The sequence below is a fragment of the Mesorhizobium sp. M0800 genome (assembly GCF_040320095.1).
Taxonomy (GTDB): domain Bacteria; phylum Pseudomonadota; class Alphaproteobacteria; order Rhizobiales; family Rhizobiaceae; genus Mesorhizobium.
Genome location: NZ_JAMYOZ010000002.1, coordinates 252104 through 275042 on the forward strand (window position 1 = coordinate 252104; position 22939 = coordinate 275042).

22 protein-coding genes are annotated in these 22939 nt (G+C 64.1%); 6 read left to right on the forward strand and 16 right to left on the reverse strand.

The genetic code is table 11. From position 1 onward, the window contains the following. Nucleotides 1–190 precede the first annotated feature (190 nt). The 4 genes from NKI18_RS03670 to NKI18_RS03685 all read right to left on the reverse strand — a co-directional run bounded on the left by NKI18_RS03670 (nt 191) and on the right by NKI18_RS03685 (nt 4185). The gene (locus NKI18_RS03670; protein WP_352616622.1) at nt 191–1333 is read right to left on the reverse strand and encodes a nickel/cobalt transporter; all 1143 of its coding nucleotides are present in this window, start codon (nt 1331–1333) and stop codon (nt 191–193) included. Further along, a complete protein-coding gene (locus tag NKI18_RS03675) occupies nt 1330–1998 on the reverse strand; it encodes a DUF1007 family protein (protein ID WP_352616207.1) in 669 nt (222 codons plus the stop codon). The genes NKI18_RS03670 and NKI18_RS03675 overlap by 4 nt, the downstream gene beginning before the upstream one ends. 86 nt (nt 1999–2084) lie before the next feature. Further along, nucleotides 2085–2984: a LysR family transcriptional regulator gene (locus NKI18_RS03680; RefSeq protein ID WP_352616205.1), complete on the reverse strand. Its 900-nt coding sequence runs from the start codon at nt 2982–2984 to the stop codon at nt 2085–2087. Between the two features lies 1 nt (nt 2985). Continuing rightward, nucleotides 2986–4185, reverse strand: a complete 1200-nt coding sequence (locus tag NKI18_RS03685) for an amidase (protein WP_352616202.1) — start codon at nt 4183–4185, stop codon at nt 2986–2988. A 562-nt stretch (nt 4186–4747) separates the two neighbouring features. Here NKI18_RS03685 and odc2 point away from each other — a divergent pair. Both odc2 and NKI18_RS03695 read left to right on the forward strand, forming a co-directional pair. Further along, nucleotides 4748–5881, forward strand: a complete 1134-nt coding sequence (gene odc2 / locus NKI18_RS03690; protein WP_352448194.1) for an ornithine/lysine decarboxylase — start codon at nt 4748–4750, stop codon at nt 5879–5881. Between the two features lie 358 nt (nt 5882–6239). Beyond that, nucleotides 6240–6782, forward strand: coding sequence for a GNAT family N-acetyltransferase (locus NKI18_RS03695; protein WP_352616200.1), 543 nt, complete (start codon nt 6240–6242; stop codon nt 6780–6782). A 50-nt stretch (nt 6783–6832) separates the two neighbouring features. Here the strand turns inward: NKI18_RS03695 and NKI18_RS03700 are convergent, their stop codons facing one another. Continuing rightward, nucleotides 6833–7117 (reverse strand): SCP2 sterol-binding domain-containing protein, encoded by a 285-nt coding sequence (locus NKI18_RS03700; RefSeq protein WP_352616197.1) that lies wholly within the window; start codon nt 7115–7117, stop codon nt 6833–6835. 319 nt (nt 7118–7436) lie between these two features. On the opposite strand from NKI18_RS03700, the gene NKI18_RS03705 reads away from it, so the two are divergent. From NKI18_RS03705 to NKI18_RS03715, 3 genes are all read left to right on the forward strand, one after another. Then, nucleotides 7437–9170, forward strand: coding sequence for a chloride channel protein (locus tag NKI18_RS03705; RefSeq protein ID WP_352616195.1), 1734 nt, complete (start codon nt 7437–7439; stop codon nt 9168–9170). A gap of 251 nt (nt 9171–9421) precedes the next feature. Beyond that, nucleotides 9422–10534 carry a TauD/TfdA family dioxygenase gene (locus NKI18_RS03710; RefSeq protein WP_352616193.1) on the forward strand — a complete coding sequence of 371 codons (1113 nt, stop codon included), beginning with the start codon at nt 9422–9424 and terminating at the stop codon, nt 10532–10534. Between the two features lie 99 nt (nt 10535–10633). Next, the gene (locus NKI18_RS03715; RefSeq protein WP_352616191.1) at nt 10634–10852 is read left to right on the forward strand and encodes a hypothetical protein; all 219 of its coding nucleotides are present in this window, start codon (nt 10634–10636) and stop codon (nt 10850–10852) included. Between the two features lie 188 nt (nt 10853–11040). Here NKI18_RS03715 and NKI18_RS03720 read toward each other — a convergent pair whose 3' ends face one another. The 6 genes from NKI18_RS03720 to NKI18_RS03745 are packed head-to-tail and all read right to left on the reverse strand — an operon-like array spanning nt 11041 to nt 15876. Next, the gene (locus tag NKI18_RS03720; RefSeq protein WP_352621701.1) at nt 11041–12222 is read right to left on the reverse strand and encodes an arabinose transporter; all 1182 of its coding nucleotides are present in this window, start codon (nt 12220–12222) and stop codon (nt 11041–11043) included. 40 nt (nt 12223–12262) lie between these two features. Next, the gene (locus tag NKI18_RS03725) at nt 12263–12697 is read right to left on the reverse strand and encodes a lipocalin-like domain-containing protein (RefSeq protein ID WP_352576070.1); all 435 of its coding nucleotides are present in this window, start codon (nt 12695–12697) and stop codon (nt 12263–12265) included. Between the two features lie 58 nt (nt 12698–12755). Further along, complete coding sequence (locus tag NKI18_RS03730) at nt 12756–13772, reverse strand: zinc-dependent alcohol dehydrogenase family protein (RefSeq protein ID WP_352621703.1); 1017 nt, start codon at nt 13770–13772, stop codon at nt 12756–12758. A gap of 26 nt (nt 13773–13798) precedes the next feature. After that, nucleotides 13799–14194 (reverse strand): (R)-mandelonitrile lyase, encoded by a 396-nt coding sequence (locus tag NKI18_RS03735; protein ID WP_352621705.1) that lies wholly within the window; start codon nt 14192–14194, stop codon nt 13799–13801. Nucleotides 14195–14206: 12 nt separating this feature from the next. Continuing rightward, nucleotides 14207–14689, reverse strand: a complete 483-nt coding sequence (locus NKI18_RS03740) for a cyclophilin-like fold protein (RefSeq protein ID WP_502900649.1) — start codon at nt 14687–14689, stop codon at nt 14207–14209. Further along, on the reverse strand, nt 14686–15876 hold the full coding sequence (locus tag NKI18_RS03745) for an MFS transporter (protein WP_352621706.1): 1191 nt from the start codon (nt 15874–15876) through the stop codon (nt 14686–14688). Before NKI18_RS03745 ends, NKI18_RS03740 begins: the two co-directional genes overlap by 4 nt. 151 nt (nt 15877–16027) lie before the next feature. On the opposite strand from NKI18_RS03745, the gene NKI18_RS03750 reads away from it, so the two are divergent. Next, a complete protein-coding gene (locus tag NKI18_RS03750; RefSeq protein WP_352621708.1) occupies nt 16028–16921 on the forward strand; it encodes a LysR family transcriptional regulator in 894 nt (297 codons plus the stop codon). Nucleotides 16922–17194: 273 nt separating this feature from the next. On the opposite strand, the gene NKI18_RS03755 is transcribed toward NKI18_RS03750, so the two are convergent. From NKI18_RS03755 to NKI18_RS03775, 5 genes are all read right to left on the reverse strand, one after another. Beyond that, on the reverse strand, nt 17195–17440 hold the full coding sequence (locus tag NKI18_RS03755) for a MoaD/ThiS family protein (RefSeq protein WP_023675441.1): 246 nt from the start codon (nt 17438–17440) through the stop codon (nt 17195–17197). Continuing rightward, nucleotides 17440–19704, reverse strand: a complete 2265-nt coding sequence (locus NKI18_RS03760; protein ID WP_352621731.1) for a xanthine dehydrogenase family protein molybdopterin-binding subunit — start codon at nt 19702–19704, stop codon at nt 17440–17442. Before NKI18_RS03760 ends, NKI18_RS03755 begins: the two co-directional genes overlap by 1 nt. 2 nt (nt 19705–19706) lie before the next feature. Beyond that, nucleotides 19707–20183 carry a (2Fe-2S)-binding protein gene (locus NKI18_RS03765; protein WP_352539334.1) on the reverse strand — a complete coding sequence of 159 codons (477 nt, stop codon included), beginning with the start codon at nt 20181–20183 and terminating at the stop codon, nt 19707–19709. Further along, complete coding sequence (locus NKI18_RS03770; protein ID WP_352621710.1) at nt 20183–21043, reverse strand: FAD binding domain-containing protein; 861 nt, start codon at nt 21041–21043, stop codon at nt 20183–20185. Before NKI18_RS03770 ends, NKI18_RS03765 begins: the two co-directional genes overlap by 1 nt. A 137-nt stretch (nt 21044–21180) precedes the next feature. Then, the gene (locus NKI18_RS03775; RefSeq protein ID WP_352621711.1) at nt 21181–22824 is read right to left on the reverse strand and encodes an MFS transporter; all 1644 of its coding nucleotides are present in this window, start codon (nt 22822–22824) and stop codon (nt 21181–21183) included. Between the last annotated feature and the right edge of the window lie 115 nt (nt 22825–22939).

Below are 22939 nucleotides of genomic sequence, written 5' to 3' on the forward strand. Positions count from 1 at the left end.
GCATGAGGAGGAGTCTGTCTAAAATCGGCCTAAAATCGGCGGATCGGCCGGTCATGCCGGTCGATGCCATGCCAAGCCGTCGAAAACTGCTTTCCCGGCTTTCAAAAAAGCCCCATTAACTCACCAACTAGGATTTCGCTTCCCCGTGCAAAGCCCTCACAAGGGGAGAAGGGAGAGCCGCGCCTGGGCGTCAGGCGCCAGTCAGGCTGGCCGAGAGCAGCAGCAGGCCGAACAGGAAGACGAAGGCGGCGCCGCCGATCTCGACGAAGGAATGGATGCGGTTGCCCATGCGGCCGTCGCCGGCGAAATACACCGCCCAGTTCTTGGCGGTCACCGCAAGCGTCGCCAGGGCCGAGACGGTGATTGCGGTGCCGAGCGCCATGGCCAGCACCGAAAGGATGCCGCCGAACCATAGCCCGTTCAGCAAGGCGAAGCTCAGCACGATCAGCGCGCCGGAACAGGGGCGGATACCGACGGCAGCCACCGCCGACCAGGCCGTGCGCCAATCGAAGCGATCACCGGAAAGCAGCGCCGGGTCGGGCGCATGCGAGTGTCCGCACGTCTCGCAGACCTCGCCCGCCGCATGGCTGTGGTGATCGTGCGCAGCATGTGCGCCGTGGTCATGATGGTCATGCGCATGGTCGTGGTGGTCATGTGCATGAAGCGCGTGGGAATGTGCCGCATGGGCATGCGCGGAATGTGAATGGCCGGCATGTGAATGGCCGGCATGGGCAGCCGAGAGGCTGTAGCCCGGATTTGCGCCGAACAGGCGAAGGATGGCCGGGCCGGCCTTGCGCCACAGCAGCCAGGCGCCGAACAGAGTGACGAAGACATAGCTCATGATTTCGAGGAACCATGCGGCGTCTGTCATCGAGACAGCAGTGCCGCGCAGCAAGAAATAGGCGACCAGCATCACCACGATCGCGGTCAGCGCCTGCAGCAGGGCCGAGACGAAGGACAGCATGATGCCGCGCCGGAGCGCCACTTCATTGGCCACCATGTAGGAAGAGATCACCGCCTTGCCGTGACCGGGGCCGGCGGCGTGGAAAATGCCATAGGCAAAGGACAGGCCGATGAGCAGCCACAACTTGCTGCCGTCCTGGCGCATCGCCTTCATCGCGCCGGCAAGCGCATGATAGAATTCCTGCTGGCGCAGATTGATCCACATCAGGATGTGGGCGAACGGGCCGGTGGCGGTTGGAGCCATGCCGTCATTGGTGCCGATGCCGAGTGAACTCTGGGCGTGGGCGGAGCCGAGAAAGTGCGTCATCACAAAGGCGACGGCCAGAAGACCGAATGCCAAACGCAGGGACGGTTTGGTCACTGGATCTATCCTTCCGGCTGACAGGTCAGTTCAAGCTTGGTGGCAAAGATCTTGCTCATGTCGGTGCCCGTCGGATCATTGAAGAAGGCATCGGTCAGGGTCTTCTGGTTCTCGGCGATCGCCTCGTCCGGGTTTGGGCGGACAACCTTGCTGGTGCAGGTCGGCGGCAACCCATCGACCTGCAGATTAGCATCCTCGGTGAAATCGATCGCGGTGTAGAAGGTCGGGTCGTAGACGCCGATATCTATCTTGCCGCTCAGTTTGATCGGCACCTTCGGTTCAGATTCAAACAGGATGATCAACTGATCATTGTCGAAATTGGCCATCAAATGCGGCGGCGGGGTCATTGCCACGTCCTTGCCGTCGACAGTGACGAGCTGGAAGTAATTGAACTCGGCAAGCGAGGCATGGACGGTGTCGGCAACATCCTTCAACTCCTTGTCATCGAGTTTCAGGTCGGAATTCTTGTCGAACTCCATCATCACCGTGCTCGAAAACAGATCGTCGAAGCGCCAGAGATGGCGCAATGCCTTCACGGTTTGGTGATCCGGGCCGAGGACCACTTCGAGGCGGGCTTCGGCGAAGACGTGGGGATGCACCTCAGCCGGCCCGACGGCGGCAAACGTCGCGGTCAAGGCCGAAGCCAGCATCATTGCTTGCTGTTTCAGGTGCATTCTCGGTCGCGATTCAATCGGCTTCGGTGAATTGCCGACAGTTACCAGAAAGCGGGCGAAAATGGGACCGCAAGGCGGCTGAAAGCTCATGCGTTGTCCAGCGCCTTGAACCACTGCACCAGGAAATCGACAAAGACACGAACTTTTGCAGGCAGATAGCGCCGGTGCGGATACACGGCGAAGATGCCGCCGCCGGGCAGTATGCGGTCATCCAGCGCAGTCACCAGCTTGCCGCTTTCGATGTCGGGCGCGGCGATAAAATCCGGCAGGATGGAAAATCCCAATCCAGCCACGGCGGCCGCCCTCGCCGCCATCGGGCTGTTGACCTCGATCGGGCCGGAGACCGAAACACTCACCGTATCGGCACCGTCGCCCTTGAACGGCCAATTGGTAAGCCAGCGGCCATTGGTGTCGATGATGCAGGGCACGCGGACAAGGTCTTGCGCCCTGACCGGCATGCCGTGCTTGGCGATCAGTTCGGGAGACGCGCAAAGCCGTACCGAAAATGGCGCCAGGCGTCTCGCAATCAGCGAGGAATTTTCCAGCCGCGAAATGCGCACCGCCAGATCGAAGCCCTCCTCGACCAGATCGACGAAACGGTCGTCGAGATGAATGTCGAGCACGATGTCGGGATGCTGCTTGGCGAAATCAATCAGCGACTGGCCGATCGGCGCGTCGGCGAAAGTACGCGGCGCCGACAGCTTGATCCTGCCGCGCACGTCGCCGGAGGATTCGCGCACCGCATCGGCAAGGCTGTCGACCTCGCGCACGATCTCCGAGGCGCGCCGATAATAGGTGTGCCCGGCCTCGGTCAGGGAAAACTGCCTGGTGGTGCGGTTGAGCAGCAGCGCGCCGAGCTCGTCCTCCAGCTCGCGCACATATTTCGACAATAGCGCCTTCGAGCGGCCGATCTTGCGCGCCGCCGCCGAAAAGCCTTCGGCCTCGACCACGTCGATGAAGGCGCGCATGCGGGTCAGCGTATCCATGTCATGCGCCTCCTTGACGGGCTGAAAGAATGCGGGCGGCCAGCGCAATCAGCTGCCGGTCGCTGTTCTTCGGACCGAGCAGCGAAAGGCCGAACGGCGCCCCGCCGGCCTTGCCGAGCGGCAGCGTGATTTGCGGAAAGCCGGACAGGCCGGAAAGACACAGCAATCTCAGCGCGCGCTCGCGATAGATCTGCAAATCATCAAATAATTCGGCCTTGAGCGGCGCGGCACCCGGAGCGGTCGGAAGCACAAGAACGCCGTCCTCGCCAAGCTGGTCGGCAAGCTCGAGGCGAAACGAAGCGCGACGTTCCGTTTCGTGCTGCGCGGTTGCCGCGTCGACAGTCGCGCCGTGCTCGAAACGCTCCTTGACACCGGGTCCCAGCATGCGGTCGCCGCCGGCGATCCAGGCGCCGTGACTTTGCCAGGCTTCATAGCCTTGCAGCTTGCGGAAGCACCAATAGAGATCGTCGGTCGAATGCGACAGCGGCCCGACGCTGCGCTGTGCGCCCAGCACCGAAGCGACACTGCGGAGCATGGCGCGATATTCGTCGGCCTCGTGCGGGCCGAGCACGAGGCCGTCCAGCGCAGCGAGAGTGACGGGGCGTCTCAGTTCGTGGGAATGCGGATCGTCGCCGAGCAGCACCGTGCCGACCTTTTCGTAGATGACGATGTCGCTTGCGAACCAGCCGAACGTGTCCAGCGAAGGCGCCAGCGGCATGGTGCCGTCGAGCGGGATGCGGCCATGCGTCGTCCTGAGGCCGACCAGGCCGCAGAAGCTTGCCGGTGCACGGATCGAGCCGCCGGTGTCGGAGCCGGTGGCGATATCGGCCAGCCCGCCGGCGACTGCAGAAGCAGAACCCGAGGACGAGCCGCCGGTGACGCGATCGGGTGCCGCCGGATTGACCGGCGATGGGAAATGCGCGTTCAGCCCCAGCAGGGAAAAGGCGAGTTCGTCGGTCTGCGTCTTGCCGACGAAGCGGGCGCCCGAATCAAGCAGCGCCTGGACGGCCGGCGCGGTGGCCATGGCCGGTGAAGCGTCCCGGTATTTCTGCGGATTGCCGCAGCCGGTGCGGTAGCCGGCGACGTCGAAGATGTCCTTTACGGCAAGCCGCAAGCCGGCAAGCGGGCCGGATTTCGCATTGGCTACAGGGGTTTGATCAAGGTCGAGAAAAGCGTTCAGCGGGCCGCGAGTGCCTGTCATGCGTTCGATATCCGGATGTGCTTGCCGCAGCATTTTTCTTCTGGTTGCCGCAGCATTGTTCGATGCCACAAATTTTACAACCTGCCATACGATTTTTATTGATTGTGAAATCTTTCGATCTTATATCGCGCTTGCCCAAAGTCGCACGTGCCTGTGGGTGTCCGCCGATCCTCGAATGGTGAGGGTAATCGGTAAGGTAACTGGAGCCAACCCCTCCAGTCGGTTTAGCGGCCAACCGCCAACCGAGGACACCTTGAAGCAACGACGGTGCGGGCCTTTCTGGTGTTCTGCCGGTCGTCCAAAGACCGGGGTTACTGAAGAGGCACACCTTCATTGCCGGCAGTGCGGACGGGTCTCCCATCCAAGCCAAGGCAGACAAAGCGAACCGAGGCCGGGCAAGGCCAAGGTTCACCGCCGCGAGACGGCGCTTCATGGTTCCGGGGTCTCCACCGGCTGGTTCCATGGATTTCCGTCCCGCCTTTGTCCACCGCGTGTTCGCGAGGTCGAGAGCCCGCGTCCGCAAGCCTTTGTGCGCGCCGCAAGGCGCTGATGGAGAGACCCGATGGCTACTCAGCGCATCCTTGACTTTCTCGCCACCCGACGTCCGAACGGCCCGTGCCTCGTCGTCGACCTCGATGTCGTGCGCGACAATTTCCGCGCCTTCGAGAAGGCGCTTCCCGATTCCAAGATCTACTATGCGGTGAAAGCAAATCCGGCGCCGGAAATCCTGCGCCTGCTTGCTGCGATGGGCTCGTCCTTCGACACCGCTTCCGTTGCCGAAGTCGAGATGGCGATGGACGCCGGTGCGCCGGCGGACCGCATCTCCTTCGGCAACACCATCAAGAAGGAGCGCGACATCCAGCGCGCCTACCAGCTCGGCATCAAGCTGTTTGCGGTGGACTGCGTCGAGGAGGTCGAGAAGATCGCGCGCGTCGCTCCCGGCGCCCGCGTGTTCTGCCGCGTCCTGACCGACGGCGAGGGTGCCGAATGGCCGCTGTCGCGCAAGTTCGGCTGTGTGCCGGCGATGGCGGTCGACGTGCTGCGCCATGCCAGGGCGCTCGGCCTCGACGCCCATGGCGTGTCGTTCCATGTCGGCTCGCAGCAGACCGACCTGACCGCCTGGGATCGCGCGCTGGCCGACGCCAAGAAGGTATTCGCGACGCTGGCCGACGAAGGCATCGTGCTGAAAATGGTCAATATGGGCGGCGGCTTCCCGACCCGCTATCTCAGGGATGTGCCGGTGGCGCAGGCCTACGGCCAGGCGATCTTCTCGGCGCTCAGGAAGCATTTCGGCAACGCCATCCCCGAGACGATCATCGAGCCGGGCCGCGGCATGGTCGGCAATGCCGGCGTCATCAAGTCGGAAGTCGTGCTGATCTCGAAGAAAGCCGACAACGACAATGTGCGCTGGGTGTTCCTCGACATCGGCAAGTTCGGCGGTCTCGCCGAGACGATGGACGAGGCGATCCGCTATCCGATCGTCACCGCGCATGACGGCAGCGAGACGGCGCCTTGCGTGCTCGCCGGCCCGACCTGCGATTCGGCCGACGTGATGTACGAAAAGACGCCGTACCCGCTGCCCCTGTCGCTGACCATCGGCGACGAGGTGCTGATCGAGGGCACCGGCGCCTACACGACGACCTACGCCTCGGTCGCCTTCAACGGCTTCGAGCCTCTCCGATCCTATGTGATCTGACGGTGCTTTCTTAGGCGCATTTTCGGACGGCGATCCGTTTCCACTTCGCCTGAAAATGCTCTGAGAACCGATCAGATCACCCGGTGCGGGCGACAGATCGTCCGCTTCGGTTCGCCTGTGGAACAATCCGCTCGTGAAGGACGCGGAAATGGACGTTTTGGATTTCGTTGTTGAAGGTGCCGCAGGAATCTCCCCCCTTGAGGGGGAGATGTCGCCAAAGGCGACAGAGGGGGTCGCCGCGCATGAAGCGCCGGCTTCCCACGGTCTACGCGAAGCGCCGGCCTCCCTAAGAGAGGTCGCGGCGGCCGAACCGACCCCCTCTGGCCGCTTCGCGGCCATCTCCCCCTCGAGGGGGGAGATGGCCGGCGCTTTCGTCATTGCCGCCGAAGCCGTTTGCGACGTCCCGGCTCGCGAGGCTTTGCTCGATCGCGCGATGGGGCCGAAGCGCCGGAAAAAATCGTCGGAAAAGCTGCGGCGCGGCCGCCGGCCTTCGGAGGGCCTGGCCTTTGTCGCGCGCGATGCGTCGGGCACTGTTGCCGGCACGGTGCGGCTGTGGGACGTGGTGCTGGGCGAGGGCGGCACGGCAGCGCTGCTGCTCGGCCCGCTTGCGGTCGACCCGGCGCTCAAGAATGCCGGCATCGGCTCGGCGCTGATGCGCCATGCAGTCACAGAGGCCGCGCGGCTTGGCCATGCGGCGATCCTGCTGGTCGGCGACGCACCCTATTACGAGCGCTTCGGGTTTTCGGCCGCAAAAACCGGCTCGCTGGCCATGCCGGGGCCCTACGAGCGGCACCGCCTGCTGGCGCGGGAACTGGTTGTCGGCGCGCTCGACGGCGCGCAAGGCACGCTGAAGGCGGCCGGGCGCAAACTGAAGGCGCAGAGACTGCCGCTCGCTGCCTGATGGTTCGAACCAAGCCGCCGATCGGGGCGGCTTGTTTCGCCTTAACTGGATCAGCCGATCAGCTGGCTGAGCGCCATGGCGACTGTCATGTCGCCTTCGACCTTTATCTTGCCTGACATGAAGGCCATGGTCGGGTTGAGATCGCCCGAAATCAGCGAGTCCAAATCGTCGAGCGACAGCTTTATGGTGCAATCGGCCGGCGCATCGGTAGTCGAGACATCGGCGCCGTCGATGACGACGACGCCGTCGCTGCCGGTGTCGAATTTCACGGAGCGATCGAACCCGGCACTCGCCACGCGCGACCTGATGTTGTCGGCAATCTCCTGAACGCTCATGGCGGTTCTCCTCGTCTCGTTGCGTTTGTCGCGCGCCGGCGCTTCGACCTGGCCGAAGCCGCTTGCCTGGTTTTTACAGCCACGGCCGCCGGCGCATATAGCTTCGGGTTGACGTTTACGTCAACGCGGTTCCCCGAGATGAAGATGGGTTGTATCGCCGCAGCATCACGCGGGCATGACACCTCGGCGGCCTGCATGTTGCCATGCGATGTTGCCGAGGGTATCAGGCACCCACGAATATCGGCGAGCCGCCCCGGTGCTTTCCAGAAACGAACCGCCCAGAAACGAACCGCAAGTCTATGCCCGCCGGTTGCGCGCGGTGCTGATCAGATCTATCCCGCTGCTCGAGGCACGCGGCATTGCCGTCGTCATTCTGGCGGCCCTGGTCGGGATGATGGCGGGCGCGCTGGTCACCGGCATGAGCGGACTGGTGCAGGTCCTGCATGGGCTTATGTTCGGCGTTCAGCCCGGCGGTCGGCTTTCGGCGATGTTTTCGCTGCAAAGGCCGGAGCAGGCGCTGATACCGGCGATCGGCGGCATCCTGCTCGGGCTGACGGTGATCTGGCTGAGAAAGCGGAAGTTCCGCACGCCGGTCGATCCGATCGAAGCCAACGCGCTTTATGGCGGCCGCATGTCGCTGACCGACACCTTCATCATCGCCGGGCAGACGATGATCTCGAGCGGCTTCGGCGCTTCGGTCGGGCTCGAGGCCGGCTATACGCAGGTGGGTTCGGGCCTGGCGTCGCGGCTGGCGCGCTTGTTCAGGCTGCGCCGCAACGATGTCCGCATCCTCGTCGGCTGCGGTGCCGCCGGCGCGATCGCCGCCGCCTTCGACGCGCCGCTGACCGGCGCCTTCTACGGTTTCGAGCTGGTCGTTGGCATCTACTCGGTCGCCAATGTTGCGCCGGTGATGGCCGCAGCGATCTCGGCCTCGCTGACCGCAGAGGTGTTCGGCGGCGTGCCGTTTCCGCTGGAACTCGCCGGTCTGCCGCAGCTCACCGTCAGCCAGTATTTGCCGTTCATGCTGCTCGGGCTTCTGGGCGGCGGTGCTTCCATCGCCATCATGCATCTGGTGAGCCTGATCGAGCGCCTCTTTGCCCGGCTGTCGATCGACGCCTCGCTGCGCCCCGCCATCGGCGGCGTGATGGTCGGGCTGCTGGGGCTGGTCACGCCGCAGGTCCTGTCCAGCGGCCATGGCGCGCTGCACCGCGAATTCGCGATGAATTACGGGCTGGCCGTGGTGGCCAGCGTCTTCGTGCTGAAGCTGGCGGCCTCGGCGATCTCGCTCGGCTCCGGCTTCCGCGGCGGCTTGTTCTTTGCCTCGCTGTTTCTCGGCGCGCTGCTCGGCAAGATGTTTGCCGGCGCGATGGCATTCGTCTCGCCGGCGACCGGCATCGACCCTGCCGTCGCCGCCGTCGTCGGCATGACCTCGCTCGCCGTCGGCGTCGTCGGCGGCCCGTTGACGATGACCTTCCTGGCGCTGGAATCGACCCGCGACCTAACGCTGACCGGCGTGGTGCTGGCCGCCTCGCTCATGGCGGCGATCCTGGTGCGCGAAACGTTCGGCTATTCCTTCTCGACATGGCGCTTTCACCTGCGCGGCGAAACCATCCGCAGCGCCCATGATGTCGGCTGGATGCGGAGCCTGACTGTCGGCTCGATGATGCGAAAGGATGTCCGCACCATCGACGCCTCGACGACGCTTGCGGAATTCCGCAAGCAGGTGCCGCTCGGTGCCTCGCAGCGCGTCATCGCGGTTGACGCCGACCTGCATTATGTCGGCGTGCTGATCGTCGCCGAATTGCACAGCCATTTGTCGGATGACGAGATGCCGGTGCTGTCCTTCGCCAAATTCAGGGATGCGGTGCTGGTGCCGAGCATGAACGTCCAATCGGCGGCCGAGACCTTCCAGCGCGCCGGCGCCGAGGAATTGGCGGTGGTCGAGGATTTCACCGATCGCAAGGTGGTCGGTCTGCTGACCGAAGGCCACCTGATGCGGCGCTATGCCGAGGAACTCGACAAGGCGCGGCGCGATCTGTCGGGCGAGGGGTAGCCGGGTGGCGATCCCGTTGCATTTCGCTGGACACCGCCGGCGAATGATCGCTACCATCGCGGTGGCTTTGAACCAGATTTTCATCTGGAGCCAGATATCGCCTGGAGATGGAGTGCTCGAAGAACCGAACAGAAATCCCGGGTCCCATCGCTATGGGAAGCCGAGCTTGTGGTGGCCACCACCGCTGGATTGATGGCCTGCGGGCCTGATCCAAGCTGAAAATCAAATTCTGTGTTCAGAGAGACATCATCATGAATACCATGCTTTCCGTGGAAGCCCGGGAGACCGCGCTTGCCGTGACTTTCGTGTCGGGCGAAACAGTCTGCTATTCCTGGCTTTGGTTAAAGGACAATGCGCCATCGGCGTTTCACCCGCAGACCGAAGAACGAACTTTCGACCTGACCAGCGTAGACCCCTCGCTCAGACCGTTCAGCGTGCGGGACAGGGGCGGCGCTGTGAGCATTGTCTGGCAGAACGACCAGGCTGAGGAGGAATTCCCGAGCCAGTTTTTTGAATCCTACCGTCCGGGCAGAAAGCGGGACGATCCGGCCGACATCGCTCCGAAACTCTGGGACGGTTCGGTCGATCTTGAAACCATACCGCGTCACGCCGCCGGAGACATCTTGCAAAGCGATGCCGATCTGCTCGCCTGGCTGAAGGCAACGGCTGCATACGGGCTCTCCATCGTCGATGGGCTTGGCGATGATTCCGATGCGGGGCGGCGTGCGGCCGAGCGGATTGGATTCCTGCGCCAGACAAATTTCGGCACGATATTCGAGGTCGTGTCGATGCCGAACCCGAACAATCTGGCCTATACGCCGGTCGCCCTGCCGTTACACACCGATCTCGCCAACCAGGAGGTGCCGCCCGGCTACCAGTTCCTGCATTGTATCGCCAACGACGCTGAGGGCGGTGGATCGATCTTTGCTGACGGGTTTGCGGTCGTGGCCGCGTTACAGGCGGAAGATCCGGAAGCCTACCGCCTGTTGTGCGAGGTCGAGATCCCCTATCGTTTTCACGATGAAAACTGCGATTTGCGGGGCAGGTTTCCCGTGATTGTAACGCAACGCGACGGAGAGGTGACGGAGCTGCGGTTCAACGCCCATCTTGTCGATGTCATCGACCTTCCCTCCGACCTATGCGCGCCCTTTTATGCCGCCTATCGCAAGCTGATGATGATGATCCGCGGGCCGCGTTTCCAAATAGCCTACCGCCTGGAGGCAGGCGAAATGGCGGTCTTCGACAATCGCCGGGTGTTGCATGGCCGCCAATCGTTCACCCCGAATACGGGGCGGCGGCATCTGCGCGGATGCTATGTCGATCGGGGGGAGTTTCAGAGCCGGATTCGCGTCCTTTCGCGATAGCGGTGCGACACCGCGAAAGAGCATCGATCTGCCGAAGGTGGCCTTCGGCAGGCGGTTGGCAGGTCAGTCAAGACATAGCCCTTATTAGCCGGAGGCACTTTGGCGCAATCGGTGGTGCTGTCATTCGCCAATTTGAATGACTCGCTGCTGGTGCCGAACGTGCAATCGGCGGCAGAGACCTTCCAGTGCCCGGCGTCGAGGGATTCGCGGTGGTCGAGGATTTCACCGACCGCAAGGTCGTCGGGCGAAGGCCTTCTGATGCGCCGCTATGCCGAAGAACTCGACAAGGCGCGACGCGATCTGTCGGGCGAAGGGTAGGACAGGGGCGGGGAGCCAACGTCTGGATATGAGCCAGACGTTGACCTGCGCAGACCGAATCCTGAGTGGCTGCTTTGCGCCCAATGTCGGCCGTAGAAGTCGATCTTGCCATTGCCCGGAAGCAGACGTCGCCCGCGAAGCGGGAGCGATCGTAGTTGCGCGACATCTCGAGCCCAGACTATCCGGTTCTATAGTGGAGCGTTACGGCGACCCAGCAGCAGAGCGATGCCCAACGCCGGAAGCGTCGCCGTCGCGACGGCGAAGAAGACGAATTGCAGCCCGGCCGACCCAGCGACCAAGCCGAGCGCCGGACTGCCGAAGCCGAGCGCCACGTCGAGGAAGACGGTGTAGAGTCCCATGGCCAGGCCGCGGCTGCGTGGTGGAAGATGGCTTACGGCCTCGGCACCGAAACCGGGATAGACCAGCGAATAGCCGAGGCCAGTCAGGCCCGCTCCGATGGCGGCGAGAACGGGCCCGGGCGCAAGCCAGATCAGCATCAGCCCTGCCGCCTCGACCGCCACGAAGATCACGGCGACGCGCGCGCCCCCTAACCTGTCAGGCAGGTGGCCGAAGCACAGCCTTGCCGCGATCAGCGACGCGGCATAAGTGGTGAAGGGAAGCCAGACCGGCTGCCAGCCGCGTTCGGCAAAGAGCAGCGCGCCAAAGGACAGGATTGCGCCATAGCCAAGGCTGCTGAAAGCAGCTCCGACGCCGGGAAGCCAGACCGCTTGCGCCACGCTCGTCCATGACTGTCGCGCGGCGCTCGCGGCGAGGCTGGTGCCACGCATAGGCAGGATGGCAAGCAGCGTCGCAAGTGGCAGGCCGACCGTCGTGAGTGCGATCGCGGCGAAGCCGCTCGCCGCGTAAAGCGCAGATCCGATCGGCGCGCCTAGCGCGAGTGCTGCGAACATCGCCGTGCCCACCCAGGCTATGACCTTTCCGGAGTTCTGTCCGCCCGCAAGGGAGAGGCCCCAGGCGACGCCGCCTGTGATGATGAAGCTCTCAGACGCGCCCAGTACCGCCCGGCCGGCGAAGAGCGCCGATGCGGACGCTGCCGGCCGGTCGAGCAATGCCAGCGAGCCGAGGTAAATGAACCCCGCCAGGGCAGCGGCAATGAGGCCGACGACGACGGCCCGCTTGCCGCCGCGCCCATCGGCATAATTTCCGGCTCCAATGCGCGACAGCATAGAGGCGACGAACTGGCTGCCCGTCACCAGCCCGACTGCGAAGGGGCCGAAGCCGAGCTGCTGGTGAAGATGCAGCGGCAGGACGGGTAGCGCCAAGCCGATCAGGAGGAAGCCGGCGAAGACAGCCGCCATGATTGGCACCAGTTCCGCCATCGCGCCATTTCGGTCAGAAGTCCGCGCCATTGTGGCCACCGATAACACGTTGACAGCCGGGCTGTTCCGATCAGTAACGTTCGTAGGTCACGCGCCAGCCTTCGGCCGGATTGTCCGGCGTCAGGACCAGTTTGTTGTCCGAGACTTCGAATTTGCGTTTCATGCTCTTCCCGACAAGGTTGCGGACCAGGGAGGACTCGATCGTGATGACGAATGTCTTGTCCTGGTCGTTGATGGCGACCGGCCCGTAATAGGCTTCGTAGCCATTCGCCGTGTAAGGCGTGTCCGGCGCCTTAGCGTCGGGGTTCTGGGCCTGCACCGAGAGGGTGCCGGCCTCGGTGAAGATGACCTGGCCGGAATATGGCACGGGCTTGAGGTTTCCCTCGGCACCGGCCTCGAGCGACCTCATGCGCCATGCGCCGATGATCGGGGACTCTTGGGAGAAAGCCGGCGTGGCGACAGAAAGCGCAAGCGCAAGGGCAGCGATCTTCAATCTCATCGTCATATGTCGTTGTTCTTTTTCTGGTTTGTGGGTGCGGACAGGCCGTCCGCCCAATCTTCGCTTACACCGAAAGCATGACCTTGATGGCGCGCCGCTCGTCCATGGCGCGGTAGCCTTCAGCGACCTCGGCCAACGGCAGCTTGAGGTCGAAGACCTTGCCGGGCTTGATCCTGCCCTTGAGCACACGGTCCATGAGGTCGGGCAGGAAGCGGCGCACCGGCGCGGGGCCGCCCAGCATGCGCTTCTGGCCGAAGAAGAGATTCTGGCCATCGAAGCTCACGCCATGCGGCACGCCGACATAGCCGATGGTGCCGCCGGGACGAGAGCAGGCCAGCGCCTGGTCGAAGGATTCTCCGGTGCCGACGCATTCCAGCACGGAGTCCGCGCCGACGCCCTTGGTGAGTTCCTTGATGCGGGCCACACCTTCCTCGCCGCGCTCAGCGACAATGTCGGTCGCGCCGAATTCGCGGGCGAGTTTTTGGCGGCTGGCGTGCCGGCTCATGGCGATGATGCGCTCGGCGCCCATCTCCTTGGCCGCAAGCACGCCCATCAGGCCGACCGCACCGTCGCCGACCACCACCACCGTCGATCCTTCTCGGACCTCGGCTGCGTCGGCCGCATACCAGCCGGTGCCGAGCACATCGGACACAGCCAGCAGGTCAGGGATGAGTTCGGCCGGCGGCACCTCGGCGGTGGCGACCAGTGTGCCATCCGCCAACGGCACGCGGGCGTAAGGCGCCTGCGCGCCCGACATGAACTCGCGCTGCACACAGGACGACTGGAAGCCGAAGCGGCAATGCGGGCAGGTATTGTCGGAGAGGCAGAACGAGCCGACGACGAACTGGCCGGGACGGACCGTGCGCACCTCTGCGCCGACCTCGACGACGATGCCACAATATTCGTGGCCCATATGCATCGGGCCGTTGACCGGCTGCAGCCCGCGATAGGGCCACAGGTCCGAGCCGCAGATGCAGCTCGCCGAGAGCTTGATGATAGCATCCGTCGGGCGAAGGATCATTGGGTCTTCGACTTCCTCGCAGCGGATGTCGCCGGGCTTATGAAGAACGGTTGTGAGCATTTTGCTTTCCTTTCGTTCAATCGATGTCAGGCGCCGTAGTCGGCGTCGCTGACGTGTTCCAGCCAGTCCACCACCTTGCCGTCTTTGACCTCCTGGAGGGCAATGTGGATCATGGCCGTCTCGGGTGAGGCACCGTGCCAATGCTTCTCGCCGGGTGCGAACCAGACAACGTCCCCCGGCCGGATCTCCTCGACCGCACTGCCCTCGCGCTGCATGCGGCCGAGGCCGGAAACGACGATCAGCGTCTGCCCGAGCGGATGCGTGTGCCAGGCGGTGCGGGCGCCCGGCTCGAACGTCACCTGCGCGCCCTGCACGCGCGCGGCGTCGAACGGGTTGAACAGCGGATCGATCCGGACCGTGCCGGTGAACCAGTCGGAAGGCCCCTTGCCAGACGGCCTGGTGCCTGCGCGAAGAATCTCCATGGTGATCTCCTGTCAGATGCGTTCGATGCGAAGCGGGAACTTGCCGCTTACGTGTAGGGCCTCTTCGCCCGCGTCGAAGCGGCCGAGCCTGATCAGCCCGGGATGGCGGTAGTCGGCGTAGAACATGGCCAGATTGCCCCAGGGCATGAAGTAGCAAAGGTCGTATGGCCGCTCGTTGCCGAACGGGCCGCTGCCCTCCTCCGTCAGCTTGCGCGGCAGATAGGCAATCTTCTCGTTATGCGCGTAGTCGTCGATGGTGAGATCGAGCGGCAGCATGGTGAAGAAGTCGCGCGCCGACGGATTGTCGTAGAGCGTGGCGGTCATGGTCCGGCCATTGAAAATCATCTTGATCTTCATGTCGGTGGGCTCCTGGCTGCCTGGGTCGCTGCCCTGCTGGCTGCGGGCGGCCCGCGGCAGGACCGTTGCCGCGAGCGCGCCGCCGAGCAACGCGCGGCGGGTGAGGTCCGGACGGTCGATCGTCATGGCTGCCGTCATGGCTGCGACCTCCGGGCCATATGCGATGCTGCAAAGGCGGCGAGCGCCGATCCACAGAGCAGCACCGCGCCGAAAGTGAATGCACCCCACCAGCCGACCGTATCGAAGAGCGTGCCGCCGATGGCGGCGCCGCCGGTGATGGCGAGCTGGATGACGGCTACCTGCAACCCGCCGCCGGCCTCCGCGTCGTCCGGCAACGTGCGGCAGAGCCACGTGCCCCAGCCAACGGGCGCGGCCGTGCCGAAGAAGCCCCAGGCAACGAGCAGCGGCGCTGTAGGAATCGGCAGCGTACCGAAGGCGATGAGCGCTACGGCCAACGCGGCCATGACCAGCGGGATGACGATGAGGATGCTAAACAGGCGCGTGCGCAAAAGCCGGCCTATGCAGAGGGTGCCGAGCACCCCGGCCAGCCCCATCGCCAGCATGATCGCCGAGAGAGCAGCGATGTCGAGCTGAGTGACGCTCTCGAGGAAGGGCCGCAGATAGGTGAAGAGCGCGAACTGGCCCATGAACAGCATCATGATCGACGCCATGCCGGTGGCGACAGGAAGACGGCCGAGGAGCGCCAGCGGATTGCCTGGACGCTTCCTCCGGCGCGGGGGCAGCGCCGGCAGGCTTGTCCACTGCCAGACCAGCGCCAAGAGCCCAAGCGGCACGACGAGGAAGAAAGCGCCGCGCCAGCCGACATAGGCGCCAAGAAAACTGCCCAGCGGCGCGGCGATGGTGGCCGCAATGGCATTGCCAGCGTTTAGCATGGCGAGACCCTTCGGAACCATGTCTTGCGGCACGAGGCGCATGACGATCGCGGTCGACATCGACCAGAACCCGCCGATCGCAATGCCGAGCAGCGCCCGGCCGACCATGAGGAACGCGTAGTTCGGCGCGAAGGCGACAGCCAGCCCGGACACGATGAGGAGAAGGGTAAAGCCGGTCACGACCAGTCGGCGGTCGATCCGGCGCGTGAGGCCGGCGACCAGCAGGCTGGTCACGACGGCGAAAGCGCCCGAAATCGAGATCGCCTGTCCCGTGCGGCCCTCGGTGATGCCGAGATCGGCCGCTAGCGGCGACAGCAGGCTGACCGGCATGAATTCCGACGCGATGAGCACGGAAACACACAGCGCCATTGACAACACCGCGCCCCATGCGGCGCGGTCTTCGACAAGCCTTGTGTCGTAGGTCGTTTCCATAATTGACATCCTTGCAAGGCGACTGGGGCAGATCAGCCGCCCATCCCCGTCGCCATGCCAGAAGATATTGCAGAGGAACCCATTCTATTAGACTGAGTAATTCGCATGGACTTATCTGCTTATGATATAAATGTCAGACGGGAGGTGCCCTATGCAGCGCGATGGGATGAAGGATCTGCTCTGGTTCGTGGCGGTCACCCGGGAGCGCAGCTTCACCAAGGCGGCGGCCAAGCTCGGAACCTCGCAGTCGACTCTGAGCTCGACAATCAAGGAGCTTGAAGCTCGTCTTGGCGTCCGCCTGCTGACGCGTACGACGCGGAGCGTCGCTCCGACCGAGGCCGGCGAGCGACTTTTCCAATCTCTTGTTCCCCGCTTCGAGGAAATCGAAGCCGACCTTGCAAGTCTGGTGGCCTTTCGCGACAAGCCCTCCGGAACGGTCCGCATCACGCTGTCCGACCATGCGCTCCAGACGACCGTCTGGCCGAAGCTGCAGCCCTTGCTCAGCGACTATCCTGACGTGTGCGTCGAGCTCTACAGCGACAACGGCATGAAGAACATTGTGGAGGAGCGTTTCGACGCAGGCGTGCGGCTTGGTGAGAGCATTGACAGGGATATGATCGCAGTGCGCATCGGGCCGGATTGGAGGCTCGTGGCCGTGGCTTCGCCGGAGTACTTTTCCTGCCATCCGGTTCCGACCGCGCCCCAGGATCTGGTTAATCATGACTGCATCAATATGCGGCAGGCGACGTTCGGCGGATTATATGCTTGGGAATTCGCTAGGGATGGCCGCGACCTTCGTGTGCGGGTGGAAGGCCAACTCACCTTCAATTCGTCTATTCCCATGATCGAGGCTGCGATAAGCGGTTTCGGAATCGCCTATGTCCCGGAAAACCTCGTCAGCCACCACATCGCCAAGGGATGCCTTAGGGTCGTGCTTGACGACTGGAGTCCGCCATTTGCGGGCTATCACCTCTACTACCCGAGCAGGCGACAGCTCTCGCCTGCGATGGCGGTGATCGTTGAGGCGCTCCGCCATCGCATCTGACCCCAAGACTGCGCCTATGGATCATGAAGCTGACATTGGGAAATGGTAGGTTCTGACCCAAGCCATTTGACTTCTACGCTGCGGGCGGCTGCTTTCGCCTCAAAGCAGACGTGTAGCTCGCTCGCCTCTATGTCTGTGATTGACACAGAAGCAGTCATCGAAAAGGAGCCAAACTCGCAGGCTGAACTGGCCAAGAATTCTCGTGGATAGCCGAGGTTTTTCTCGAGCCCAGGCCATGTCTTGGTCGTCAATGGGTAGGACAGGGTTGTTCAGTTATCCCCCGGCAAGGCGCGGCAGCAGGAAAATCTCCGCCCCTTCCGGCAGTTCCTTCGACCACGTATCGCGATAGATCGTCCCGTCGATGGCGACGGCGATGCCGCGATCGATGTATGGCTCGAGGCCGGGATACTGTTCAGCCAGTTTCCTGAACAGCTCCCTTATGTCCTTCGCCTCGATTTCGACCTTGCTCTTGCCTCCGGCGATCGCGCCGAGCGACCCCCAGAGAGTTACTTCGACCATCAGCCTCCCCGTTCCGCCTCGAGCGCCGCCAGGATGCGCGGCGGCGACATCGGGATATGCGTCATGCGCACGCCCGCGGCGTTCGACACCGCATTGGCGATCGCCGCCAGCGGCGGCACGATAGAGGTCTCGCCGACGCCGCGCACCCCGTAGGGATGGTTGGGATTGGGGATCTCGAGGATCTGCGTGTCGATCATCGGCAGGTCCGAGCAGACCGGGATCCGGTAATCGAGGAAGCCAGGGTTCTGCAGCCGCCCGTCCTTGCCGTAGATATACTCCTCGTTGAGCGCCCAGCCGATGCCTTGTGCGGCACCCCCCTGGTACTGCCCCTCGACATAGGTCGGATGCACCGCCTTGCCGGCATCCTGGACGACGGTGTAGCGCAGCACCCTGGTCGAGCCGGTCTCGGGATCCACCTCGATATCGCAGATATGGGTGGCGAAGGAGACGCCGGCGCCGTCGGCGACGAGCTCACTGTGGCCTGCGATCGGTCCCCCCGTCTTTCCGGAAGCGGCCGCGATCTCCTTCAGCGACAATGCTGCAAGGTTGCCGTATTTCTCGCCCTTGGCAATCGCGTGACCTTTTTCCCAGACCACGTCGTCGACGGGAATGTCCCACATCTGTGCGGCGCGTTCCCGCAACACCTTGATGGCGTTGCGAGCGGCGGAGATCGTCGCCATCGAAGACGAGAAGGTGCCGCGGCTGCCGTCCGTCATGTCGTTGTAGCCGAGGCTGGAGGTATCGGCGACCACCGCCTTGATTTGCTCATAGGGGATGCCGAGCTCCTCCGCCGCGACCAGCGAAAGCGAGGCGCGCGAGCCGCCCACGTCCACGGTTCCGACGGCAAGGGAGACCGAGCCGTCCATGCCGATGTTGAGGTCGGTGCAGGTCTGACCACCGAAATTGAACCAGAAGCCGCAGGCCATGCCGCGGCCCTGGTTCTTGCCGAGCGGCGCCTTCATGTGCGGGTGATTCTTCACCGCCTCCAGCGTCGGCCCGATGCCGATCGGGCCGTATACCGGTCCATAGGACGATCTGGTGCCTTCCTGCGCCGCGTTCCTGATCCGGAACTCGACCGGGTCCATGCCGATCTCCTTGGCCAGCTCGTCGACCGCGCTTTCCACCGCAAACGCCGCCATCGGAGCCGACGGCGCGCGATAGGCCGCGGTCTTGGGCCGGTTGACCAGCACTTCGTAGCCGACCGTCCTGACGTTCTCGAGCTTGTAGCAGGCAAAGGCGGTCATGGCGCCGATCTCGGCCCACGTGCCGGCATAGGGGCCGCAGGAATAGCGCAGCGTCGCCTCGGCCGCCGTGATCGTGCCGTCCTTGCGGGCGCCGATCCGAACATCGATCGAGGTGGCGCTGGTCGGGCCGGAGGCGCGGAACACCTCGTCGCGCGTCATGACCAGCTTGACCGGCCGCCCGGCCTTGCGTGACAGCGCCAGTGCCACCGGCTCGGCCCAGACATGGGTCTTGCCGCCGAAACCGCCGCCGATCTCCGAGGAGGTGACGCGCAGCTTCGAGGCTTTTATGCCAAGCAGTTGGGCGCAGTGTTGGCGGTAGACAAAATGGCCTTGCGTACAGACCCACAGGTCGGCGGTACCGTCGGAGCTGACATTGGCCACGCAGGCATGCGGCTCGATATAACCCTGGTGCGTCTGCTCGGTCTTGAAGGAGCGTTCGACGACGAAGTCGGCCTGGCCGAAACCTACATGGATGTCGCCATGGCCGTACTGGGTGCGCTTGGTGACATTGGAAGGCTTGACGGGCTTTTGCTCGAGGCCCTCGGTGAAGATGGCGTCGTTGACCAGAGGTGCGGAGTGCTTCATCGCCTCGTCGACGTCGGTGACATGCGGCAGCACCTCGTAGTCGACCTCGATCAGCTTCAGTGCCTGCCTCGCCGTGCGGGCATCGACCGCAGCCACCGCGGCCACGGCATGGCCGTCATAGAGCGCTTTCTTGCGCGCCATGCAGTTGTCGAGGATGTCGTACATGGCGGCATCGCCGTCGGTGAGGTCGGGCAGGTCGGCCGCGGTGATCACCGCCTTGACGCCGGCGAGCTTCTCCGCCTTCGACGTGTCGATCTTCCTGATCGTGGCATGCGCATGGGGGCTTCTGAGAACGCGCCCGACCAGTTGCCCGGCCATATTGAAGTCGGCGCCATAGCGTGCGCGGCCCGTCACCTTGTCGACGCCGTCGGGACGGATGGGACGCGTGCCGACAGAGGTGAAATTGCGTCCGGAGTAACGCGGATCGAAATTCATCGTCATGCTCCCTTCATCACGCTGGCGGCGTCCTGAACGGCACGCACGATCTTGTCATAGCCGGTGCAGCGGCAGAGGTTCCCGGCGAGGCCGAAGCGGATCTCCTCCTCGGTCGGATCGGGATTCTTGGCCAAAAGGTCCTTGGCCGCGATGAGGAAGCCCGGCGTGCAGACGCCGCATTGGAGTGCGGCGTGTTCCAGAAATTTCTGCTGCAGCGGATGCAGCCTGTCGCCATGCGCCATGCCCTCGATGGTCTCGACGTGCCGGCCCTCGGCCTCCGCGCCGAGCACCAGGCACGAGCAAACCAGCCGATCGTCGAGGATGATGCTGCAGGCCCCACAGTCGCCGGTGCCGCAGCCTTCCTTGGCGCCCGTCAGCCCCAGGCGATCGCGCAGGACATCAAGCAGCGTCTCGTCCGGCTGGCAAAGGAACTCGACATTGTCGCCGTTGATTGTCGTTGATACTGCCACACCAGCCATCATTTGCCTCCTGCGCGTGCATAGGCGGTCGTGGCGGCCCGCTTGGCCAGCACACCCGCGACTTTGCGTCTGAATTCGATAGTGCCGCGCTTGTCGTCGATCGGGCGGCAGGCGCCCGAGCAGACCTTGGCGAGCCTCTCCAGCGTGGCTTCGTCCAGCTTGGAGCCGATGAGAACCTCGGCGGCCTCCTCGACCAGAATCACCGTCGGCGCCACGGCGCCCAACGCCAGACGGGCGGATTTGACGCGACCCTGCTCATCGAGCGTCAAGTTCACGCCGGCGCTTACCACCGCGATGTCCATCTCTGTGCGCGGAATGAAACGCAGATAGGCATCGCTCGAATGGGGCAGACGTTTGTCGAGCAGGATTGCCTCGATGATCTCGCCCTTGGCCAGCGACGTCTTGCCCGGCCCCGTCGGCACCGCTTCCACGGCAATCGTGCGCCTGGTTCCCGGGCCGACGACCACCGCCTTGGCGCCAGCGGCCACCAGCGCCGGCACGCTGTCAGCGGCCGGCGAGGCGTTGCACAGATTGCCGACGATGGTGCAGCGTCCCTGCACCTGCTTCGAGCCGATCAGCTTGGCCGCTTCGACGACGCCAGGCCATGCCTTCTGCAGGGCCGTGTTCTCGCCGAGCACGGCGCAAGGGACCGCCGCGCCGATGCTGAAGCCCTCGGCTGTTTCCCTGATCTCGCCAAGCCCGTCGATCGCCTTGATGTCGACGATCAGGTCGGGTTCGATAAAGCCGCCTTTCATTCGCACCAAGAGGTCGCTGCCTCCGGCGAGGATGGCGGCCGTGCCGGCTGAACCGGCCAACAGGCCGGCGGCGTCTTCAATTGAAAGCGGACGTATGTAACGCATCGTCTCCCCTTAGTGGTCATAGTCACACCAACTGATATAACCGTCTCTCCACAATGGCCATCCTGTTCGTGCATTCGCGGATTGGGCCAGGCGCCGCAATTTCATTTTGCTCGTCCAACTGGACGCACCGCCAGCCACTAATGCTCGATCGGTCCCTTCGGCATCACCAGCGCGGTGCCGGCTGTCGTCGGGCGCTCAATCATGCGGCGGACGCGCGGTGGCTCGTTGCCGCTGTGCAGCGCCCTTATACGCTCGCCGATGACCGCGTCCGCGTAGGTGGCGCGCCGATTGTGGCGGATATATTCTACCCAGGTCGGCGTGTGGTAGTGCTCGATCCATATCGAGGGATTTTCGAGATCGCGCGCCAATGTCCAGTTGCGGGCGCCGTCACGGCGGCGGATGCGGCCGCGCTCGGCCATGGTGGCGAGGAATTCCGGCACGTCGTCGTTGCGGATGACATATTCGATCATGATGGCGATGGGGCCGCTGCGCGGCTTGAGATCAAGCGCCAGATGCGGCTCCTGAAAACGGTTGAGCGGGTCGAGGTTGAGCACCGCCTGCTGCGGCAGCGGCAGCAGCAGGCCGATGGCGCCTCCCGCCAGCATGGCGACGCTGGCCGCCATCAGGGCGACTTCGGCGCCATGCGCGTCGGCAACGACACCCCAGACCCAGCTGCCGAGCGCGATGCCGCCGAAGGTCGCGGTCTGGTAGACCGAAAGCACGCGGCCGACCACCCAGCGCGGCGTCGACATCTGGACGGTGACGTTGAAGTGCGAAAGCGCGGTCACCCAGCAGGCGCCGCCGAGCAGCAGGCCGAGCGACGTCTGCCAGGCATTCTCGCTGAGCGCGGCATTGAAGGCGCAGACGGCGAAGCCGGCGAATGCCATGCGCACCATGGTTTCGCTGGACAGCAGCTGCCGCAGCCTGACGCTGGTCAGCGCGCCGCCGACGGCGCCGATGCCGAAGGCGCCGAGCATGATGCCGTAGCTCAAGGCATCGCCCTTGACGACGTCGCGCGCGACCAGCGGCAGCAGCGCCAGGACCGCGCCGGCGCTGAAGCCGAAAGCCGAGCTCCTGACCAGCACCTTGCCAATGTTGGGCGACATGGCGACGTAGCGCAGGCCGGCGCCCATTGCGGCGCCCAGCGTCTCGCGCGGCAAGGTCGATGCCGGCAGTTCCGGCTTCCAGCGGGCCAGCACGACGATGAGGCCGACATAGCTCAGCGTGTTGACGGCGAAGGCCGCGGCAGCGCCCGCCGCGGCAACGATGATGCCACCGATCGCCGGGCCGACGCTGCGCGTCAGGTTGAAGCCCATCGAGTTGAGCGCAATCGCCGCCGGCACCTTGGTGCGAGGCACCATGTCGCCGACCGAAGCCTGCCAGGACGGGCTGTTGAGCGCGGTGCCGCTGTCGATCAGGAAGGTGAAGGCGAGCAGCGTCCACGGCGTCATCAGGTCGAGATAGGTGAAGACGGTCAGAAGAGCCGAGACGACGAGCATGAAGATCTGGGCGATCAGCATGATTTTGCGCCGGTTGAAGCTGTCGGCGATGGCGCCGGCCAGCAGCGCAAACAGCATGATCGGCAAGGTGGTCGAGGCCTGGACCAATGCCACCTGGTAGGACGAGGTGGCGATCGTCGTCATCATCCAGGCGGCGCCAACGCCCTGGATGAGGCCACCGAAATTGGAGACGAGGCTGGCGGACCATACCGCCCGGAAGATGCCGTGCCGGAACGGCGCCAGCGCCGAGGCGCTTTCGCTTTCCGGTGTGTCGTCGTTCATAAATGCTTTCCCGGGCTCAAAACGCTTTTTGTTCTTCCGATGGATAGGCTCCTCAAGCCATGCATTCAAAATAGAACATCACATTGCAAAGGGCGAACGCATTCTGGAAAAAGAT

What these genes read in the sequence shown, in the direction of transcription:
- NKI18_RS03735 (WP_352621705.1), bottom strand. Translation starts at nt 14,194, where the DNA reads ATGGAGATTCTTCGCGCAGGCACCAGGCCGTCTGGCAAGGGGCCTTCC.
- NKI18_RS03750 (WP_352621708.1), top strand. Translation starts at nt 16,028, where the DNA reads ATGCAGCGCGATGGGATGAAGGATCTGCTCTGGTTCGTGGCGGTCACC.
- odc2 (WP_352448194.1), top strand. Translation starts at nt 4,748, where the DNA reads ATGGCTACTCAGCGCATCCTTGACTTTCTCGCCACCCGACGTCCGAAC.
- NKI18_RS03700 (WP_352616197.1), bottom strand. Translation starts at nt 7,117, where the DNA reads ATGAGCGTTCAGGAGATTGCCGACAACATCAGGTCGCGCGTGGCGAGT.
- NKI18_RS03755 (WP_023675441.1), bottom strand. Translation starts at nt 17,440, where the DNA reads ATGGTCGAAGTAACTCTCTGGGGGTCGCTCGGCGCGATCGCCGGAGGC.
- NKI18_RS03675 (WP_352616207.1), bottom strand. Translation starts at nt 1,998, where the DNA reads ATGCACCTGAAACAGCAAGCAATGATGCTGGCTTCGGCCTTGACCGCG.
- NKI18_RS03760 (WP_352621731.1), bottom strand. Translation starts at nt 19,704, where the DNA reads ATGAATTTCGATCCGCGTTACTCCGGACGCAATTTCACCTCTGTCGGC.
- NKI18_RS03765 (WP_352539334.1), bottom strand. Translation starts at nt 20,183, where the DNA reads ATGGCTGGTGTGGCAGTATCAACGACAATCAACGGCGACAATGTCGAG.
- NKI18_RS03730 (WP_352621703.1), bottom strand. Translation starts at nt 13,772, where the DNA reads ATGCTCACAACCGTTCTTCATAAGCCCGGCGACATCCGCTGCGAGGAA.
- NKI18_RS03745 (WP_352621706.1), bottom strand. Translation starts at nt 15,876, where the DNA reads ATGGAAACGACCTACGACACAAGGCTTGTCGAAGACCGCGCCGCATGG.
- NKI18_RS03680 (WP_352616205.1), bottom strand. Translation starts at nt 2,984, where the DNA reads ATGGATACGCTGACCCGCATGCGCGCCTTCATCGACGTGGTCGAGGCC.
- NKI18_RS03685 (WP_352616202.1), bottom strand. Translation starts at nt 4,185, where the DNA reads ATGACAGGCACTCGCGGCCCGCTGAACGCTTTTCTCGACCTTGATCAA.
- NKI18_RS03725 (WP_352576070.1), bottom strand. Translation starts at nt 12,697, where the DNA reads ATGACGATGAGATTGAAGATCGCTGCCCTTGCGCTTGCGCTTTCTGTC.
- NKI18_RS03770 (WP_352621710.1), bottom strand. Translation starts at nt 21,043, where the DNA reads ATGCGTTACATACGTCCGCTTTCAATTGAAGACGCCGCCGGCCTGTTG.
- NKI18_RS03775 (WP_352621711.1), bottom strand. Translation starts at nt 22,824, where the DNA reads ATGAACGACGACACACCGGAAAGCGAAAGCGCCTCGGCGCTGGCGCCG.
- NKI18_RS03740 (WP_502900649.1), bottom strand. Translation starts at nt 14,689, where the DNA reads ATGACGGCAGCCATGACGATCGACCGTCCGGACCTCACCCGCCGCGCG.
- NKI18_RS03695 (WP_352616200.1), top strand. Translation starts at nt 6,240, where the DNA reads ATGGCCGGCGCTTTCGTCATTGCCGCCGAAGCCGTTTGCGACGTCCCG.
- NKI18_RS03710 (WP_352616193.1), top strand. Translation starts at nt 9,422, where the DNA reads ATGAATACCATGCTTTCCGTGGAAGCCCGGGAGACCGCGCTTGCCGTG.
- NKI18_RS03720 (WP_352621701.1), bottom strand. Translation starts at nt 12,222, where the DNA reads ATGGCGCGGACTTCTGACCGAAATGGCGCGATGGCGGAACTGGTGCCA.